Source organism: Streptomyces sp. NPDC003720 (assembly GCF_042875075.1).
Lineage (GTDB): Bacteria > Actinomycetota > Actinomycetes > Streptomycetales > Streptomycetaceae > Streptomyces.
Genome location: NZ_JBIANZ010000015.1, coordinates 95,743 through 112,093 on the forward strand (window position 1 = coordinate 95,743; position 16,351 = coordinate 112,093).

At 72.4% G+C, this 16,351-nt stretch carries 16 protein-coding genes; 8 read left to right on the forward strand and 8 right to left on the reverse strand.

All coding sequences use genetic code 11. The features are described from left to right. Positions 1-128: 128 nt before the first annotated feature. Genes ACFYU0_RS32905 through ACFYU0_RS32915 form a run of 3 tightly spaced genes read left to right on the forward strand, consistent with a single transcriptional unit; the run spans position 129 to position 3,530 of the window. Positions 129-1,490, forward strand: coding sequence for an FtsW/RodA/SpoVE family cell cycle protein (locus ACFYU0_RS32905; RefSeq protein ID WP_351662808.1), 1,362 nt, complete (start codon positions 129-131; stop codon positions 1,488-1,490). A 52-nt stretch (positions 1,491-1,542) separates the two neighbouring features. Next, complete coding sequence (locus tag ACFYU0_RS32910) at positions 1,543-3,000, forward strand: penicillin-binding transpeptidase domain-containing protein (RefSeq protein WP_389305975.1); 1,458 nt, start codon at positions 1,543-1,545, stop codon at positions 2,998-3,000. Positions 3,001-3,044: 44 nt separating this feature from the next. Then, positions 3,045-3,530, forward strand: a complete 486-nt coding sequence (locus ACFYU0_RS32915; RefSeq protein ID WP_389305977.1) for a DUF3291 domain-containing protein — start codon at positions 3,045-3,047, stop codon at positions 3,528-3,530. Here ACFYU0_RS32915 and ACFYU0_RS32920 read toward each other — a convergent pair. Both ACFYU0_RS32920 and ACFYU0_RS32925 read right to left on the reverse strand, forming a co-directional pair. Beyond that, positions 3,514-4,353, reverse strand: a complete 840-nt coding sequence (locus ACFYU0_RS32920; protein WP_351662800.1) for a hypothetical protein — start codon at positions 4,351-4,353, stop codon at positions 3,514-3,516. The genes ACFYU0_RS32915 and ACFYU0_RS32920 overlap by 17 nt on opposite strands. A gap of 36 nt (positions 4,354-4,389) precedes the next feature. Then, on the reverse strand, positions 4,390-5,499 hold the full coding sequence (locus ACFYU0_RS32925; protein WP_389305979.1) for a ferritin-like domain-containing protein: 1,110 nt from the start codon (positions 5,497-5,499) through the stop codon (positions 4,390-4,392). A 121-nt stretch (positions 5,500-5,620) separates the two neighbouring features. Here ACFYU0_RS32925 and ACFYU0_RS32930 point away from each other — a divergent pair, with 121 nt between their 5' ends. The 4 genes from ACFYU0_RS32930 to ACFYU0_RS32945 all read left to right on the forward strand — a co-directional run bounded on the left by ACFYU0_RS32930 (position 5,621) and on the right by ACFYU0_RS32945 (position 8,871). Further along, entirely contained in the window at positions 5,621-6,559 is a 939-nt protein-coding gene (locus ACFYU0_RS32930; RefSeq protein WP_351662794.1) for a diiron oxygenase, read from the forward strand. Between the two features lie 153 nt (positions 6,560-6,712). Further along, positions 6,713-7,366, forward strand: coding sequence for a TetR/AcrR family transcriptional regulator (locus ACFYU0_RS32935; RefSeq protein WP_351662791.1), 654 nt, complete (start codon positions 6,713-6,715; stop codon positions 7,364-7,366). An 11-nt stretch (positions 7,367-7,377) separates the two neighbouring features. Next, entirely contained in the window at positions 7,378-7,680 is a 303-nt protein-coding gene (locus tag ACFYU0_RS32940) for a hypothetical protein (RefSeq protein WP_351662789.1), read from the forward strand. A 111-nt stretch (positions 7,681-7,791) separates the two neighbouring features. Next, positions 7,792-8,871 carry an NlpC/P60 family protein gene (locus ACFYU0_RS32945; protein WP_389305982.1) on the forward strand — a complete coding sequence of 360 codons (1,080 nt, stop codon included), beginning with the start codon at positions 7,792-7,794 and terminating at the stop codon, positions 8,869-8,871. 47 nt (positions 8,872-8,918) lie between these two features. On the opposite strand, the gene ACFYU0_RS32950 is transcribed toward ACFYU0_RS32945, so the two are convergent. The 5 genes from ACFYU0_RS32950 to ACFYU0_RS32970 are packed head-to-tail and all read right to left on the reverse strand — an operon-like array spanning position 8,919 to position 14,449. After that, positions 8,919-10,172: a styrene monooxygenase/indole monooxygenase family protein gene (locus tag ACFYU0_RS32950; protein ID WP_351662783.1), complete on the reverse strand. Its 1,254-nt coding sequence runs from the start codon at positions 10,170-10,172 to the stop codon at positions 8,919-8,921. Between the two features lie 24 nt (positions 10,173-10,196). Next, positions 10,197-10,844: an ATP/GTP-binding protein gene (locus tag ACFYU0_RS32955; protein WP_389305984.1), complete on the reverse strand. Its 648-nt coding sequence runs from the start codon at positions 10,842-10,844 to the stop codon at positions 10,197-10,199. Further along, positions 10,825-11,235, reverse strand: coding sequence for a DUF742 domain-containing protein (locus ACFYU0_RS32960; RefSeq protein ID WP_351662777.1), 411 nt, complete (start codon positions 11,233-11,235; stop codon positions 10,825-10,827). The genes ACFYU0_RS32955 and ACFYU0_RS32960 overlap by 20 nt, the downstream gene beginning before the upstream one ends. After that, a complete protein-coding gene (locus tag ACFYU0_RS32965; RefSeq protein WP_351662774.1) occupies positions 11,232-11,729 on the reverse strand; it encodes a roadblock/LC7 domain-containing protein in 498 nt (165 codons plus the stop codon). The genes ACFYU0_RS32960 and ACFYU0_RS32965 overlap by 4 nt, the downstream gene beginning before the upstream one ends. Beyond that, entirely contained in the window at positions 11,726-14,449 is a 2,724-nt protein-coding gene (locus tag ACFYU0_RS32970) for a nitrate- and nitrite sensing domain-containing protein (RefSeq protein ID WP_389305987.1), read from the reverse strand. The genes ACFYU0_RS32965 and ACFYU0_RS32970 overlap by 4 nt, the downstream gene beginning before the upstream one ends. A gap of 384 nt (positions 14,450-14,833) precedes the next feature. Between ACFYU0_RS32970 and ACFYU0_RS32975 the strand changes: the two genes are divergently transcribed. Continuing rightward, a complete protein-coding gene (locus ACFYU0_RS32975) occupies positions 14,834-15,622 on the forward strand; it encodes a protein phosphatase 2C domain-containing protein (protein ID WP_389305989.1) in 789 nt (262 codons plus the stop codon). Positions 15,623-15,631: 9 nt separating this feature from the next. On the opposite strand, the gene ACFYU0_RS32980 is transcribed toward ACFYU0_RS32975, so the two are convergent. Beyond that, on the reverse strand, positions 15,632-16,123 hold the full coding sequence (locus tag ACFYU0_RS32980) for a MarR family transcriptional regulator (RefSeq protein WP_351662765.1): 492 nt from the start codon (positions 16,121-16,123) through the stop codon (positions 15,632-15,634). Between the last annotated feature and the right edge of the window lie 228 nt (positions 16,124-16,351).

The following is a 16,351-nucleotide window of genomic DNA, read 5'->3' on the forward strand; positions in this document are numbered from 1 at the left end:
GCGCTCCACCGCGCCCCCGGTCCCACACCCCCGGGCGCTCCACCGCGCCCCCGGTCCCACTCCCCCGGGCGTTCCGCCGCGCGGGGAGTCTGCCCGGTCGGGGTGTCCTGTTTGGGTAAGTTCCGGACATGACCAAGGCCGGAACCGCCGTCGCCGAGCCGCGGGCACCCGCGCCCGGCGCACGCCTGCCCCGGCGCCGTGGCGTCGAGCTGGCGCTGATCCTGCTGGCCGTCCTGCTGTCCGTGTACGGCTACTGCGCGGTCGGGCTGGCCCGGAGCGGCACCGTTCCGCCGGGGGCCGCCGGCTACGGCGCCGGGCTCGGCGTGCTCGCCCTGTTCGCGCACTTCGTGGTCCGCAAGCGGGCGCCGTACGCCGATCCGCTCCCGCTGCCCATCGGTGTGCTGCTGAACGGTCTCGGGCTGGTGCTGATCTACCGGCTGGACCTCGAGACGCCGGGCGACCGGGCGGCGCCGGCCCAGCTGGTGTGGTCGACGCTCGGGGTGGGGCTGTTCATCCTGGTCGTGCTGATGCTGCGCGACCACCGGGTGCTGCAGCGCTACTCCTACGTGTGCGTGGTCGCCGCCCTCGTCGCGCTGCTGCTGCCGATCCTCTTCCCCGCGGTGAACGGCGCGCGCATCTGGATCAGGATCGGCGGGTTCTCCATCCAGCCGGGCGAGTTCGCGAAGGTGCTGCTCGCGGTGTTCTTCGCCGCCTATCTGGCCGCCAACCGCAACGCGCTCGCCTACACGGGCCGGCGGCTGTGGCGGCTGCAGTTCCCGACCGGGCGGGTGCTCGGCCCGATCGTGGCGATCTGGCTGCTGAGCGTCGGCGTGCTGATCCTGGAGCGGGACCTCGGTACGTCGCTGCTCTTCTTCGGTCTGTTCGTCGTCCTGCTGTACGTCGCCACCGGCCGCACCGGCTGGATCGCGGTGGGCCTGCTGCTGGCGGTGCTCGGCGCGGTCGCCGTCGGCCGGCTGGAACCGCACGTGGGCGGCCGGATCGAGGACTGGCTGCACCCGTTCGCCACCATCGAGGCCGGGCAGGGGCCCAACCAGCTCTCGCAGTCCCTGTTCGCCTTCGCGGCGGGCGGGGTCCTGGGCACCGGTCTGGGGCTCGGCCACTCCGTGCTGATCGGCTTCGCCACCAAGTCGGACTTCATCCTGGCGACCGCCGGGGAGGAGCTGGGCCTGGCCGGCCTCGCGGCGATCTTCCTGCTGTACGCGCTGCTCGTGGAGCGCGGCTACCGGGCCGGTCTCGCCCTGCGCGAGCCGTTCGGGCGGCTCCTCGCGGTCGGGCTGGCCTCGATCCTGGCGCTGCAGGTGTTCGTGATCGCGGGCGGGGTCACCGGGCTGATCCCGCTGACCGGCATGGCGATGCCGTTCCTCGCCCAGGGCGGCTCCTCCGTCGTCACCAACTGGGCGATCGTGGCGCTGCTGATCCGGGTCAGCGACTCGGCCCGCAGCCAGTACGACGGCCGGGAGGCGTCGTGACCGCACACGAGGGGCGGAGGGCGCGGTGACCGAGTACGGCGGTGCGCCGGCCATGACCAGGTACATCCGGCACGCCTCCGCGTTCGGCGTCCTGCTGCTGGTGGCGCTGCTCGTCAACGCCGCCCGGGTGCAGGTGTTCCAGGCCGGCGCGTACGAGATGAATCCGGCCAACCGCCGTGCCACGATCGCCCGTTACCAGCATCCGCGCGGCGACATCCTGGTCGGCGGCGAGCCGGTCACCGGTTCCAACGACACCGGCGAGCAACTGCGTTACGAACGCACGTACCGCGACGGCCCGCTGTACGCCCCGGTCACCGGGCACGCCTCGCAGCTCTACGGCACCACGTTCCTGGAGGACGCGGAGGACGGGGTGCTCTCCGGCTCCGACCCGATGCTGGCGCCGCTGCCGCTGTGGAACGACGTGACACGGGGCGCCACTCCGGGCGGCGACGTCGTCACCACGATCAACCGCGCCGCGCAGCGGGCCGCGTACGACGGGCTGCACGGGCGCAAGGGAGCGGTGGCCGCGATCGAGCCGGCCACGGGGCGGGTCCTGGCGCTGGTGTCGACGCCCTCGTACGACCCCGCCGAGCTGTCCGGCAACAGCGAGGCGGCGGCCTCGGCGTGGGCCCGGCTCAACCACGACCCGGAGAAGCCGATGCTCAACCGGGCGGTGCGGCAGACGTATCCGCCGGGGTCGACGTTCAAGGTGGTCACCGCGGCGGCGGCGCTGGACGCGGGGGTGGTCAGGGACCTGGACGCGCTCACCCGCTCCCCCGACCCCTACCGGCTGCCCGGCACCAGGACCCGGCTGACCAACGAGGGCGACGGCTGCAAGGACGCCTCGCTGCGAGAGGCGTTCAAGTGGTCGTGCAACACGGTGTTCGCCAAGCTGGGCGTGGACGTCGGGGTGGCGGCCATGTCGGCCACGGCGCAGGCGTTCGGCTTCAACGACACCCGGCTGCGGGTGCCCTTCGCCGTCTCCCCCAGCACCTTCGACACCCGTGTGGACAAGGCGCAGCTCGCGCTGTCCTCGATCGGGCAGTTCAACACCCGGGCGACTCCGCTGCAGATGGCGATGGTGGCGGCGGCCGTGGCCGACGGCGGGCGGCTGCGGACGCCGTATCTGGTGGAGTCGACCACCCGCCGGGGCGGTGAGTCCCTCTCGGGCGGCGGGATGCGGCCGGACCGTCAGGTGATGCGCCCGTCGACGGCCGCGCGGCTGAAGGAGCTGATGACGGATGTGGTCCGGGACGGCACCGGCACCAACGCGGCCATCCCCGGCGCCACGGTCGGCGGCAAGACGGGCACCGCCCAGCACGGCCTCGGCAACGCCGGTGTGCCGTACGCCTGGTTCGTCTCCTGGGCGCAGGCCGACGACGACCTGGAACCGAAGGTCGCGGTGGCGGTGGTGGTGGAGAACGCCTCGGCGGACCGGGGCGAGATCAGCGGCGGCGGGGACGCGGCGCCGATCGCGAAGGACGTGATGCGCGCGGTTCTCGGCCTGTGAGACGGGGGTACCGAAAGCGCCGCCGGCCGACCTAACGTCCGGTCATGACGGATCCGGAGCCCGTGCACCATCTCGCCCAGGTGAACATCGCCCGCCTCAAGTACCCCTTGGATTCACCGCAGTTGAAGGACTTCGTCGATGGTCTCGACCCGGTGAACGCCGTGGCGGACGCGTCGGACGGTTTCGTCTGGCGGCTGCAGAGTGACTCCGGCAACGCCACCGACATCGCCTTCCTCGGCGACGCCTGGCTGATCGTCAACATGTCGGTCTGGCGGGACGCCGACGCGCTCACCGCGTTCATGTACCGGGGCCGGCACCGGGAGCTGCTGGCGCGGCGCCGTCAGTGGTTCGAGCGTCCCGGGGACGCGGTGACCGCGCTGTGGTGGGTGCCGGCGGGGCACCGGCCCGACGTCGCCGAGGCGGAGGAGCGGCTGCTGCACCTGAGGGCGCACGGCCCGACGCCGTACGCCTTCACGCTGCGGAACTCGTTCCCCGCACAGGAAGGGAGCGAGGTCAGCCGATCGGCCTGATCATCTCGGAGCGGACCTTCAGGGTGTTGCGTGCGGCGGTGTCGAGGTCGATGCCGGCGGAGTCCTTCCGCCGCAGGTCGACCTCGCCCACCACGGCCGCCGTGTTGCCGTCCGCCCAGGTGCAGACCGGGTAGGTGATCGTGACGAGGGCCTGCTTCTGGGTGAGCACCTCGCAGGAGACGGTGACGTCGGAGCCCGCCGGGGTGACGTCCCGCGCGGGCTCGGCGACCGTCACGCCGTCGGTCTCGGCGGCGCCCTTGAGCATGCCGCTGCGGACGTCCGCCTCGTTCTTGAACCGGCCGTACATGCCGGAGACCAACAGCATGCCCTTGGTGTCGTCGCCGCCCGGGCTGTAGCGGCCGACCACGGCGCTGATGTCCTTGGCGTCCCAGGCGCCGTCGGCCTCGTCCTCGACCTTCTGCCCCTCGGTGCTGGAGAGGTCCTCGGCGAGTTCGTACTTCTCGTCGAGCAGCTTGTGGGGCAGGGACAGCTCGTTCTCGGCGGCGGGGAAGCCGGTCTCGAGCACCGCGCCGACGCCGACGGAGCCGAGCACGACCAGGCCGATGACGCCGCCCACGATGCCCAGCGCCAGACCGGGCCCGCGCTTCTTCGGGGGCGGGCCCATCGGCGGCACGCCCCAGCCGGGGTAGGGCTGCTGGGGGTGGGGCTGCGGAGGGTAGGGCTGCCCTTGCGGGTACGGGGAGCCGTACGGACCGGGGGCCGGCGGAGCCTGCTGGCCGTAGGGGCCCGGGGGCTGTTGCCCGTAGGGGCCCGGAGGCTGCTGGCCGTACGGGTGCTGCGGCTGCTGAGGGGGTGGAGGCATGGACACGCCAGAACCGTACTGCACAGGGGGTGGGGCTCAGTCCTCGGCCGCCCCCGACTCGATCGCCTCCTCCACCTGGGCGACCCGCTCCCGCTCCTCGGCCGCGAAGCGCTCGGCGTCCAGCCGCTCGGCGATCTCCTCGTCCTGCGCCATCAGCAGGTCCAGGCTCGAATCGCCCAACTCCAGGACGCCCATGTCCACATAGGCCTGCTGGAGCCGCCTGCCCCACAGGCCGATGTCCTTCACACAGGGCACGATGCGGCTGAACAGCAGCTTGCGGAAGAGCCGGAGGAACTCGGACTCCTCGCTGAACCGCTCGGCCTCGGCGCGCGGGATGCCGAAGTTCTCCAGCACCTCGACGCCGCGCAGCCGGTCCCGCATGAGGTGGCAGCCCTCGATGACGAACTCCTCGCGTTCGCGCAGTTCGGCGTCGGTGAGCTGCTGGTAGTAATCCCGCAGGGCCATGCGGCCGAAGGCCACGTGCCGGGCCTCGTCCTGCATGACGTAGGCGAGGATCTGCCGGGGCAGCGGCTTGTTGGTGGTGTCCCGGATCATGCCGAAGGCGGCGAGCGCCAGCCCCTCGATCAGCACCTGCATACCGAGGTAGGGCATGTCCCAGCGGCTGTCGCGGAGGGTGTCGCCGAGCAGGGACTGCAGGTTGTCGTCGATCGGGTAGAGCATCCCGATCTTCTCGTGCAGGAAGCGGCCGTAGATCTCGGCGTGCCGGGCCTCGTCCATGGTCTGGGTCGCCGAGTAGAACTTGGCGTCCAGGTCGGGCACGGACTCCACGATCCGGGCGGCGCAGATCATCGCGCCCTGCTCGCCGTGCAGGAACTGGCTGAACTGCCAGGAGGCGTAGTGCCTGCGCAGTTCGCCCTTGTCCCGCTCGGTGAGACCGGCCCAGTGCCGGGTGCCGTAGAGGGACATCGCCTCGTCGGGGGTGCCGAGCGGGTCGTACGGGTCGACCTCCAGCTCCCAGTCGATGCGCCGCTGCCCGTCCCACTGCTTGTCCTTGCCCTTCTGGTACAGGGCGAGCAGGCGGTCGCGGCCCTGGTCGTACTCCCAGCTGAACCTGGCCGCCCCGCTCGCGGGCACCTGCCAGGGGGAGTCTCCCGGCTCGTCGGTGTACAGGTCATGCGTCGGCATACTTCGCAGGCTCACACGTAGACGCCGAGTCAACAAGTCATGCGCGGGGGATTGACGGGCTTGCTGACAGGCAGTCTCATAAGAAGCGGAACGTACCCCCGGGTAACGAGGTGAGGGAGCCATGACGACCCTGACGGAAGCGGACGCGCTGGACGGACTGCGCGACGCGCTCGGCCTGCTCAAGGACCGCGAACAGGTGGCCGAACGGCTGCTCGTCTCTTCCGCCAAGCACTCCTTCGACCCGGACAAGGAGCTGGACTGGGACGCGCCCTTCGAGGAGGGCAAGTGGTTCTGGCCGCCGGAGCTCGTCTCGCTGTACGGCACGCCGATGTGGGAGCGGATGAGCGAGGAGCAGCGGATCCTGCTCTCCCAGCACGAGGCCGCGGCGCTGGCCTCGCTCGGCATCTGGTTCGAGCTGATCCTGATGCAGCTCCTCGTCCGGCACATCTACGACAAGGCGGCGACGAGCGCGCACGTGCGGTACGCCCTCACCGAGATCGAGGACGAGTGCCGGCACTCGAAGATGTTCGCGCGGCTGATCTCGCACGGCGGCACCCCCTGGTACCCGGTGAGCCGGGTCCACCAGAACCTGGGCCGGCTGTTCAAGACCATCTCCACCACGCCCGGCTCCTTCACGGCCACGCTGCTCGGCGAGGAGGTGCTGGACTGGATGCAGCGGCTGACCTTCCCGGACGAGCGGGTGCAGCCGCTGATCCGGGGCGTCACGCGCATCCACGTGGTCGAGGAGGCCCGTCATGTGCGGTACGCGCGTGAGGAGCTGCGGCGCCAGATGCTGACGGCGCCGAAGTGGTCGCAGGAGTTCACCCGGGTCACGTCCGGCGAGTTCGCGCGGGTGTTCTCGGTGGCGTTCATCAACCCCGACGTCTACACGAACGTGGGACTGGACAAGCGGGAGGCGATGGCGCAGGTGAAGGCGAGCGGGCACCGCCGGGAGGTCATGCAGACCGGCGCCAAGCGGCTCACGGACTTCCTCGACGACATCGGCGTCCTGCGGGGTGTGGGCCGGCGGCTGTGGAAGTCGTCGGGGCTCCTGGCCTAGCCCGAGGCCGGCCACGAAGCGGCTGTGGAAGTCGTCGGGGCGCTCGGCCCAGACCCTGCCCGGACGGTTCCGCGCCACTGAGGCGGGGTGCGGGCACGGCCGGGTGTGGCCGTGCCTGCGCGGCTTCTTCACGGTCCGATTACGCTTCTTGGCATGACCCCGCAGGCCGCCACCCCCGCCTACCGTCGTCTCAGTGTCGAGGAGCGGCGCAGCCAGCTCCTCGACGCCGCTCTCTCGCTCTTCGCGCACCGCGCGCCGGAGGACGTGTCGCTGGACGACGTGGCCGAGGCGGCCGGGGTCTCCCGTCCGCTGGTGTACCGGTACTTCCCCGGCGGCAAGCAGCAGCTCTACGAGGCCGCGCTCAGGTCGGCCGGCGAGGAGCTCCAGCAGTGCTTCGACGAGCCCCGGCTCGGTCCCCTGCTGCCCCGCCTGTCCCGCGCGCTCGACCGCTACCTGGCCTTCGTGGACCAGCACGACACCGGCTTCAGCGCGCTGCTGCAGGGCGGCAGCGTGGTGGAGACCTCCCGGACGACGGCCATCGTGGACGGCGTACGGCGGGCCGCGGCCGACCACATCTACAGCCACCTCGGCGTCCGCGCGCCGGGGCCGCGCCTGCGCATGACGGTCCGGACGTGGATCACGGCGGTGGAGGCCGCCTCGCTGATCTGGCTGGACGAGGGGAAGCAGCCGCCGGTCGAGGAGCTGCGGGACTGGCTGGTCGAGCAGTTCGTGGCGGTCCTGACCGTGACCGCGGGGCGTGATCCGCAGACGGCGGACGTGGTCGGCGCGTTCGCCGAGGAAGGCTGAGGGCCGGACCGGTGAAGAGTGAGGACACCCCGTTCGAGGGCGGCCCCCTGGACGGGCGCGTGCTGCCGGTGCTGCTGGGCCTGACCGGCCATCCCCCGAAGACGTACCGCGTTCCGGTGCCGGACGCGGCCGGCGGCCCGCCCCTCGTGCACGTCTATCGGCGCGTGCCGAGGGGGCACAGCAAACGGCTCGGTCTGGTGCGGGGCTGGAAGTACCGCTACGACCCGGAGGGCGGGCCCGGCGAGGGGCTCAGGTGGCCCTGGTCCAAGCCGGGCGGTGCTCCGTCCCGCAAGCCGGGTGACACGACCGGGTGAGAGCGTGGGGCCGTCCGGCCCACAATCGGCACACAAGCCCATGAACACGTCTGAATATCACCGTGCGGATGCGGACGGAGGGACCGTCCGCCCCGTACCGGAGGTGAAGACGTGTCAGCAGTACTCCTGCGCCTGGCCTGTACGGCGGCGGTGGCGGCCCAGGCCGTCCTCGCGCCCGTGCCCGCGGTGGCCGAACCAGCGCCGCCGCGGTCCGTCTCCCAGCTCCTGACGGACCTTCAGGCGCTGTACCGGCAGACCGAGGAGGCCACCGAGTCGTACAACGCCACCGCGGAGCGGCTGAAGCGGCAGCGCGCCGAGGTGACCCGGCTCGACGGCGAACTCACCCGCGCCCGGCTGGCGCTGCAGGGCGGCAGGAGGGACGCCGGGCGCCTGGCCCGGCAGCAGTACCAGAACAGCAGCGACCTCTCCCCCTACCTCCGTCTGCTGCTCGCCCGCGACCCGCAGCACGCGCTGGACGAGGGCCATGTCATCGGCCGGCTCTCCCGCGAGCGCGCCGAGACGGTGGACCAGCTCACCGGCGCCGAGCGGAAGCGGGACGCGCTGGCCAGGGCAGCCCGCAAGGCCCTGGACGAGCAGCTCACCCTCACCGGGAAGCAGCGCAGGCAGCGCGACGACGTCACGGCCAGGCTCGGCGACGTCGAGCGGCTCCTCGCCTCGCTGACCCCGGAGCAGCTCGCCGCGGTGGCGGCGCTGGAGCGGACCGGGGTCGCCGAGGCCCAGCAGCGCCTCACGGCCTCCGGCGCCCTCGGCGACGACAAGCCGCCGTCCGGCGAGGGCGACCGGGCCGTCCGCTACGCGCTGTCCCAGGTCGGCAAGCCGTACCAGTGGGGAGCGCAGGGCCCGGCGTCGTACGACTGCTCGGGGCTCACCTCGCAGGCGTGGGGGCACGCCGGCACCCCCATCCCGCGCACCAGCCAGGAGCAGTGGGCCCGGCTGCCGAAGGTCCCGCTGAACCGGCTGCGCCCGGGCGACCTGGTGGTGTACTTCCCCGGGGCGACGCACGTGGCGCTGTACGTCGGGGGCGGCCGGGTGGTCCAGGCGCCGAGACCCGGCGAGCGGGTCGAGGTCACCCCGCTGGCGTCCGCGCCGGTCCTCGGCGCCGTACGCCCGGACGACCCCCCGCGCGGCGTCCCGCCGGAGGCGGGCAGCCGGCCTGCGGCGCCGAGGTGAGGAGCGTCTCGGCGCCGGTGCGGCCGGGGCCGCCCGGGCCCGGCCCGTCAGGCTCCGGCGACCGAGGCCAGGTAGGCGTTCGTCTTCTCCGGGTCGTAGAAGAAGTTCTCGAAGTCGGCCGGGTCGTTGAAGGCGTTCGCGAACCGGTCGGCGACGGGCTGGAGCTGGCCGGCCGCGCCGATGAGGTTCAGGACGTGCTCCGGCGGCGGCGCCAGCATGGCGTTGGTCCACTTGGTGACGTGCTGGGCCGTGGCCCAGTACCGGTCGAAGGTGGCCCGCATCCAGTCCTCGTCGAACGGCTTGTCGCCCTGCTCGAGGATCGACGCGAGGTACGCGGCGGCGCACTTGGACGCGGAGTTGGACCCCTGCCCGGTGATCGGGTCGTTGGCCACGACCACGTCGGCGACGCCCAGGACCAGCCCGCCCGAGGGCAGCCGTCCGATGGGGTTGCGCACGGTCGGGGCGTAGCGGCCGGCCAGGGTGCCGCCCGCGTCCGTCAGCTCGACCTTCGTCGCCCGCGCGTACTCCCAGGGCGTGAACTTCTCCATGAGCTCGAGGGTCAGGGAGAGGTGCTCGGCGGGGTCCTTGACGCCGTTGAAGACGTCCAGCGGGCCGCCGGGGACGCCTTCCCAGAACAGGATGTCGGCGCGGCCCGAGGTGGTGTAGGTCGGCATGATGAACAGCTCGCCGACCCCGGGGACGAGGTTGCAGCGGACCGCGTCGAAGTCCGGGTGCTCCGGGCGCGGGCCGAGCCCGTGCACGTAGGCCACCGCGAGGGCGCGCTGCGGCTCGCTGTACGGGGAGCGCTCGGGGTCGCGGCTGAACATCGACACCAGCTCGCCCTTGCCGGCGGAGACGAGCACGAGGTCGTAGGCGCGGGAGAAGTAGTCGAGGTCGCCGACGGCCGCGCCGTGGATGACGAGCTGGCCGCCGCGCTGGGCGAACGTCTCCATCCAGCCGGCCATCTTCACCCGCTGGTCGACGGACTGGGCGAAGCCGTTCAGCCTGCCCACCCAGTCGATCGCGCGCTGGGAGGGGCCCGGGTCGAAGGAGCCGGGGGCCGCGACCGAGACGCCGAGACCCTCGATCTTCGGGGCCTGGGACTCCCAGAAGTTGAGCTGGAGGTCGCGCTCGTGCCCCAGGGCCGTGTCGAACATGCACTGCGTCGACATGACCCGGCCGGAGCGGATCTCGTCCGCGGTCCGGTTCGACATCAGGGTGACCTCGTAGCCGTGCGACTGCAGGCCGAGGGCGAGCTGGAGTCCGGACTGGCCGGCTCCGACGACGAGTATCTTCCGCATGCGGGTGGTGCTCCTAGGTCGGGACTACTCGGGGGTTTCGTCCAGCGCGTGGCCGACGAGGGCCAGTAGGGTCTCGATCGCCGAGATCCGGCGCCGCGCGTCCATGATCATGACAGGGATGTGCGCGGGTATGGTCAGCGCCTCGCGTACGTCCTCCGGTTCGAAAAGCTCGCTGTCGTCGAAGTGGTTGACCGCGACGACGTACGGCAGTCCGCAGCTCTCGAAGTAGTCCAGTGCGGGGAAACAGTCCTTCAGGCGGCGGGTGTCGGCCAGCACGACGGCGCCTATCGCGCCGCGCACCAGGTCGTCCCACATGAACCAGAACCGCTGCTGGCCCGGCGTGCCGAAGAGGTAGAGCACCAGGTCGTCGTCGAGCGTGAGGCGGCCGAAGTCCATGGCCACGGTGGTGGTCGACTTGCCCGGCGTGGCGGTGAGGTCGTCGGTGCCCTCGCTCGCCTCGGTCATCAGCGCCTCGGTCTGCAGCGGCGTGATCTCCGAGACGGCCGTGACCAGCGTGGTCTTGCCGACGCCGAAGCCGCCCGCCACCACTATCTTCGTGGCGGTGGGAGCCTGCGTCCGGTCCTGCTGCCAGGCCTTCAGGTCCTCGTCGGGTTCGCTGAACCCGACGACGAGGGGGGCGACGCCCGTGGCGTCAGAGACGGCGGAGTCCACTCAGCACCCTTTCCAGCAGCGCGCGGTCCGGGCGGCCGGTGCCGTGACCGGTTCCGGTGCCGTACACACGGATCTTTCCCTGGTCCGCGAGGTCGCTCAGCAGCACGCGGACCACGCCGAGCGGCATCTTCAGCAGCGCGGCGATCTCGGCCACCGTGCGCATACGGCGGCACAGTTCGACGATGGCCCGCAGCTCGGGCATGACCCGGGTGGTGAGGGAGCCGTTCGTCAGTTCCCGGCGCTCCTCGGGGGCCTCCAGCGCGGCCACGAAGGTCTCCACGAGGAGCACGTGGCCGAAGCGGGTGCGGCCGCCGGTGAGCGAGTAGGGGCGGACCCGGGCGGGTTTGCGCTCGCCGCCGCGCACGGGAAGTTTGTTCGGTGTGCCGCTCATCGGGCGCTCCCCGTGGACTCGGCTTCCATGGATTTCCGCAGCTCGCTGCGGAGTTCGGGGGTCAGGACGTGCCCGGCCCGGCCGACGAAGAGCGCCATGTGGTACGCCACGACGCTCATGTCGCACTCCGCGGAGCCGTGCACGCCGAGCAGCGAGCCGTCGCTGATGGACATCACGAACAGGCTGCCCTCGTCCATCGCGACCATCGTGTGCTTGACCCCGCCGAACTTCATCAGCTTGGCGGCGCCGACGGTGAGGCTGCCGATGCCGGAGACGATGGTCGCGAGGTCCGCGGCGGAGCCCCGGGGGCCCTTCGTCGGGCGGGACTGGCGGGACTGCTCGGCGTGGCCGGGGTCCGACGACAGGAGCAGCAGGCCGTCCGACGAGACCACGGCGACGGACTGGATGCCGGGGACTTCCTCCACCAGGTTGGTCAGCAGCCAGTGCAGGTTGCGGGCCTCCCTGCTCAGGCCGAAGGTACTGGGCGCGGTCAACTGCTTGCCTCCTCGACGGTGCCCCCCGTGGTCTCTTCGGTGCGTTCTGTGATCTCCGCCTCTACGTCCCGGTAGCCGGCCTGCGCTCCCTGGCGGAAGCCGCCGAGCCTGCGGCGGAGGGCGTCGGCGTCGACGGACGAGCCGCGCCGGCGGGGCTGGGCGGCGGCGGGAGCGGTGATCCTGGGTGTGCGCTTGGGGAGGCCCTTGCTGGTGAGCGCCTCGCCTTCGGCGTCCGCGGACTCGGTGCCACTCGCCTCGGCCGTGCGGCTCTCGGCGGCGGGCGCGGGCGGTACCGGTGGGGTGTCCTCGGCGACGGCGGCCGCGGCCTGCGTGGCGACCTCCGGGAGCAGGAGTTCCATCGTCGTCTCGGCGAAGGTCTCCGCGGGTTCCTTCGGCCGGGTCGCGGTCTCCTCGGCGGCCGGCTCGGCGGCCTCCGCCCGCGCGTGGACCTCGGTGCCCTCCGCCGGACCGGCCTCGGCCTCCGCCTCGCGGGCGGCCTTCTCGGCGAGGGCGACCAGGGGGTCGGCGTCCTTGGTGCGGGCGTGCAGGACGTTGGAGTTGACCTCGGCGTCGGCACCCGGGAGGGAGAAGCTCTGGGTGTCCGAGAGGGTGGCCGGGCGCGGGGCCGCCTTCGCGGGCGCCTCGGCGAGCAGGGTCCGGGGCAGGACCACGACCGCCGCCACCCCGCCCTGCTTCTGCTCGCGCAGTTGCGTGCGGATGCCGTGGCGGTGGGCGAGCCGGGCCACGACGTACAGGCCGAGGCCGAGGCCGTCGTCGCCCTCCTGGTCGTACGGCGACTCGGGGTCGAACTGGGCGAGGCGGGCGTTGAGGCGGTCCAGGCGGTCGCCGGTCATGCCGATGCCCTCGTCCTGGACGGACAGCATGACCTCGCCGGACTCCAGCAGCCAGCCGGAGACCTCGACGGGCAGGTCCGGCGGGGAGAAGGAGGCGGCGTTCTCCATGAGTTCGGCGAGCAGGTGGGAGAGGTCGTCGGCGACGAACCCGACCACGTGGGCGTGCGGGGGCAGGGCGGCGATGCGGACGCGCTCGTAGCGCTCGATCTCGCTGACCGCCGCGCGCACCACGTCGACCAGCGGCACCGGGCCGTGGGACTGCTGGACGTGCTCGGTGCCGGCCAGGACCAGCAGGTTCTCGCTGTGCCGGCGCATGACGGTGGCGAAGTGGTCGAGCTTGAAGAGGGTGGCGAGCCGCTCCGGGTCCTGCTCGCGCTCCTCCAGGCCCTCGATCACCGCCAGTTGCCGCTCGACCAGGCCGAGGGTGCGCAGGGCGAGGCTGACGAAGGTGCCGCCGATGCTGGTGCGCAGCCGCTCCAGGTGGGCGGCGGACGCGTCGAGTTCGGCGCGCAGTTCCTCGCGGGCGTCGGCCATCTTCTGCCGCTGGCCGACCAGGTGCTTGCGGTCGGCCTCCAGGGTGGTCACCCGCTCCTGCAGGGCGGCGGCGCGCGCGTGCAGGGCGTTGACCGAGCGGACGACCTGGGCGAACTCGTCGTTGCGGCCGGTGAAGGCGACCGGCTCCTGGCCCAGCGGGTCCTCCGCCTCGGCCAGCCGGGCCGATCCGCGGCGCAGCACCGACAGCGGGCGGGTGAGGGTGCGGGCCATGGCGGTGGCGATGCCGACGGCGAGGAGCATCAGGGCGCCGAGGACGGCGATGCGGATCTCCAGCGCGGTGACGTCGTCGTCCCGGAGCTTCTCGAGGTCCTTGGTGCGGTGGTCGTAGAGGGCCGACTCGGCGCCCCGCATCAGGTCCACCCGGGCGGACAGGGCCGCGTCCAGCTTCCTGGCGCTGGTGGCGGGGTCGCTGCCGGTGAGGGTGGGCTGGTCGGTGAGGGCGGCGAGGTACTTCTCGGCCGAGTTGACCTCGGGGCCGGTGACCGTGGAGTCGTAGGAGGCGACGGACGCCTTGGGGGCGGTCTCGCGGAAGTCGGCGAGGGCCGCGTCGGCGCGCAGCCGGGCCTGCTGGGCGGCGGCGGTGAGCGCGTCGCGCTGCTTGCGGCCCTCCTCGGTGGGCTCGCTGGTCGTGCTGGGCAGGCCGGTGGCGGGGTCGATCACCGTCCGGGTGCTGGACGGTACGCCGAGCGCGGCCAGCAGCAGGCCCCGGGCGGCGGCGGACTGCTGGACGGCGGAGTCCAGTTCGGCGAGCGCGTGGCCGCCGGAGCCGGCCCGCGGCGGCATCGTGTCGGCCAGTTCGCCGGCGAGCCGGTGCAGCTCCGTGATGGTCGCGGAGTACGCCTGATGGGTCTTGAGCGCGTCCGACTTGCCGGTGAGCGCGGCATGCCGGACGGCGGCGACGCGGTCGAGGGCGGTGCGCAGGTCGGCCGGTGTGTCGGGGTCGGCGCGCAGGTCCTCGGCCTGGCGGTCGACGCGGGCGCTGCGCTGCTCGGTGGGCGCCTTGGACTTGGGCCGGCCCGCGGCTATGTAGGAGGTGACCTCGTCGCGTTCGTCGGCCAGCGAGTGGGCCAGCGCGAGGGCGTCCTGGGTGCGGACGGACAGGGTGACCAGTTCCTGGGAGTCGCTGACGTCCTGGGAGGCGGCGAGCAGCGAGGGTGCTCCCGCTCCGGCGATGGCGGCGGCCACCACGGTCACGGCCACGATCAGCCGGGTTCGCACGTGACGGGGGCGACCCGTGCCCACGGGGGTCTGTCCGACGCCCCCTTCGGGAGCCGTCTGCCTGCCTGTGCGCCGAGGCCACTTCTTCTGCACCGGTGCTCGCAATCCTGAACTCGTCTGCTCAAGGGCCCGGGTGGCGGCCCGTCGTCTCGGGGCCAAGTGGTGCGTACACCCGGTTCATACGGTTTCCGACCCTCCCAGCGCCGGTGGGCAGTGGTCGCGCATCACCTGACCCGCCACTCGAAGGAGTGAACATCGGAGGGGAGTTGGCGGGCAAGTTCCGGCGGCGCGTGCGGCGCGCGGGCGCGGCGGGCCGGTTGGACGCGCGCGGCAGGCTTTGGCAGTATTCGCCACCACGCGTTGCCTGAGTACGTCATTTTCCCCCAAAGCAGGCACCTGACCTGCGAGGCCGTGCCAATTCGGCGACCGATGGCCGCCTTTGGCGGAAGCTGTGAAGGGCTGGTGCAGACTGGCCGGATGCGAACAGATCTCGTTTCGGAACCCGGCGACGCGAACCGCCCCAACGAGGACTTCGCGGGCGTCGGACTACCCGCTTCCGGTCAGGGTGGTTGTGTGATCTTGCTGGACGGAGTGACACCGCCGCGCGGCGCGACGGGTTGCACACACTCCGTCCACTGGTTCACGTCCCGGCTCGGCGGCGCGCTGACCGAACTGGCCGTTTCCGGCCGAGATCTGACGCTGCCGGAGGTCCTGTCGCGGGCGATCGCCCGGACGGCGGAGGCCCACGCGGACACCTGTGACCTTTCTCACCCGCGCACCCCGCAGGCAACCGTGGCCCTGGCCCGCTGGTCCGCCGACCTGGTGGAGTACCTGGTGCTGTCCGACGCGGCCCTGCTCCTGCAGGCCCCCGGGGGCGCGGTCACCGCGGTGCTGGACGACCGGCTGGCCCGGCTGCCCCGCTCCGCCCTGGCGACCGACGCGCTGGTCGACGCCAACCTCCGCAACCGGGAGGGCGGCTTCTTCACGGCCGCCGCCGACCCCTCGGTCGCCGCCCGCGCCGTCGCCGGCACCCTCCCGCGCGGCCGGGTCCGCGCGCTGGCGGCGCTGTCGGACGGCGCGACCCGCTGGACGGACCGGTTCCGGGAGGGCGACTGGGCGGACCTGTTCGCGCTCGTCGCCAAGGAGGGCGCCCGCTCGCTGGTCGACCGGGTGCGCGGGCTGGAGTCGGCGGACCGGGAGGAGCGGGCGTTCCTCGGCCCCGGCAAGACGCACGACGACGCGACGGTGGTGTTCGCCGAGCTGTGAGCACGCGGCTCAGCGCTCGGTGACGCCGTTCAACTCGTGGAGCAGTCTGGCCAGTTCCGCGACCTCGCGGCGGTCCCAGTGGGCGAGCTGGCTGACGTAGCGGGCGCGGCGGGCCTGGCGGACGGTGCCGACGCGGCGGCGGCCCTCGTCGGTCAGGGTGACCAGCCAGGCGCGGCCGTCGGCCGGGTCGGGCTCGCGGACGATCAGCCCCAGTTCCTCCAGGGCGCGGAGCTGGCGGGACATGGTGGCCTTGCCGACGCCGATGTAGGCCGCGAGCTCGGTGGCGCGCTGGCCGCCGAGCTCGTCGAGGCGGATGAGCAGACCGTAGGCGGAGGACTCCAGGTCGGGGTGGACCTCGCGGGCCATCTCGCCCTGGTTGGCCCGGGCCCGCCGGAGCAGCAAGGTCAACTCGCGTTCCAGTGCCAGGAATTCCTGGTCTGCACCACTGGGCGTCACCTGTCCGGTGACACGGCGTCCGTCGCCGTTCGCGTCCTCGTGCACGTCAGCACCCCTGATCGGTTTCGCCGTCCTGAAAGTTTTCGCCAACCGGCTTCATAGCCGCAGCTCTTCAAGTATTTCGCAGGCTTAGACCAACGGCAGCATCCGGAGCCCCTTCCCAGGGTGTCATCTACGTGCGTAGCTTCTGTGTCAGGCAAGCAATGACATGCCCACGCCAGTGGTCAAGCGGACACCCCACGATCCCCCCCACCCCTCTCCCCGGAGGCACGT

Coding starts and splice junctions, on each gene's coding strand:
- ACFYU0_RS32935 (WP_351662791.1), top strand. CDS start 6,713: ATGACCCCGCAGGCCGCCACCCCCGCCTACCGTCGTCTCAGTGTCGAG.
- ACFYU0_RS32975 (WP_389305989.1), top strand. CDS start 14,834: ATGCGAACAGATCTCGTTTCGGAACCCGGCGACGCGAACCGCCCCAAC.
- ACFYU0_RS32925 (WP_389305979.1), bottom strand. CDS start 5,499: ATGCCGACGCATGACCTGTACACCGACGAGCCGGGAGACTCCCCCTGG.
- ACFYU0_RS32905 (WP_351662808.1), top strand. CDS start 129: ATGACCAAGGCCGGAACCGCCGTCGCCGAGCCGCGGGCACCCGCGCCC.
- ACFYU0_RS32920 (WP_351662800.1), bottom strand. CDS start 4,353: ATGCCTCCACCCCCTCAGCAGCCGCAGCACCCGTACGGCCAGCAGCCT.
- ACFYU0_RS32960 (WP_351662777.1), bottom strand. CDS start 11,235: ATGAGCGGCACACCGAACAAACTTCCCGTGCGCGGCGGCGAGCGCAAA.
- ACFYU0_RS32910 (WP_389305975.1), top strand. CDS start 1,543: ATGACCAGGTACATCCGGCACGCCTCCGCGTTCGGCGTCCTGCTGCTG.
- ACFYU0_RS32950 (WP_351662783.1), bottom strand. CDS start 10,172: ATGCGGAAGATACTCGTCGTCGGAGCCGGCCAGTCCGGACTCCAGCTC.
- ACFYU0_RS32915 (WP_389305977.1), top strand. CDS start 3,045: ATGACGGATCCGGAGCCCGTGCACCATCTCGCCCAGGTGAACATCGCC.
- ACFYU0_RS32930 (WP_351662794.1), top strand. CDS start 5,621: ATGACGACCCTGACGGAAGCGGACGCGCTGGACGGACTGCGCGACGCG.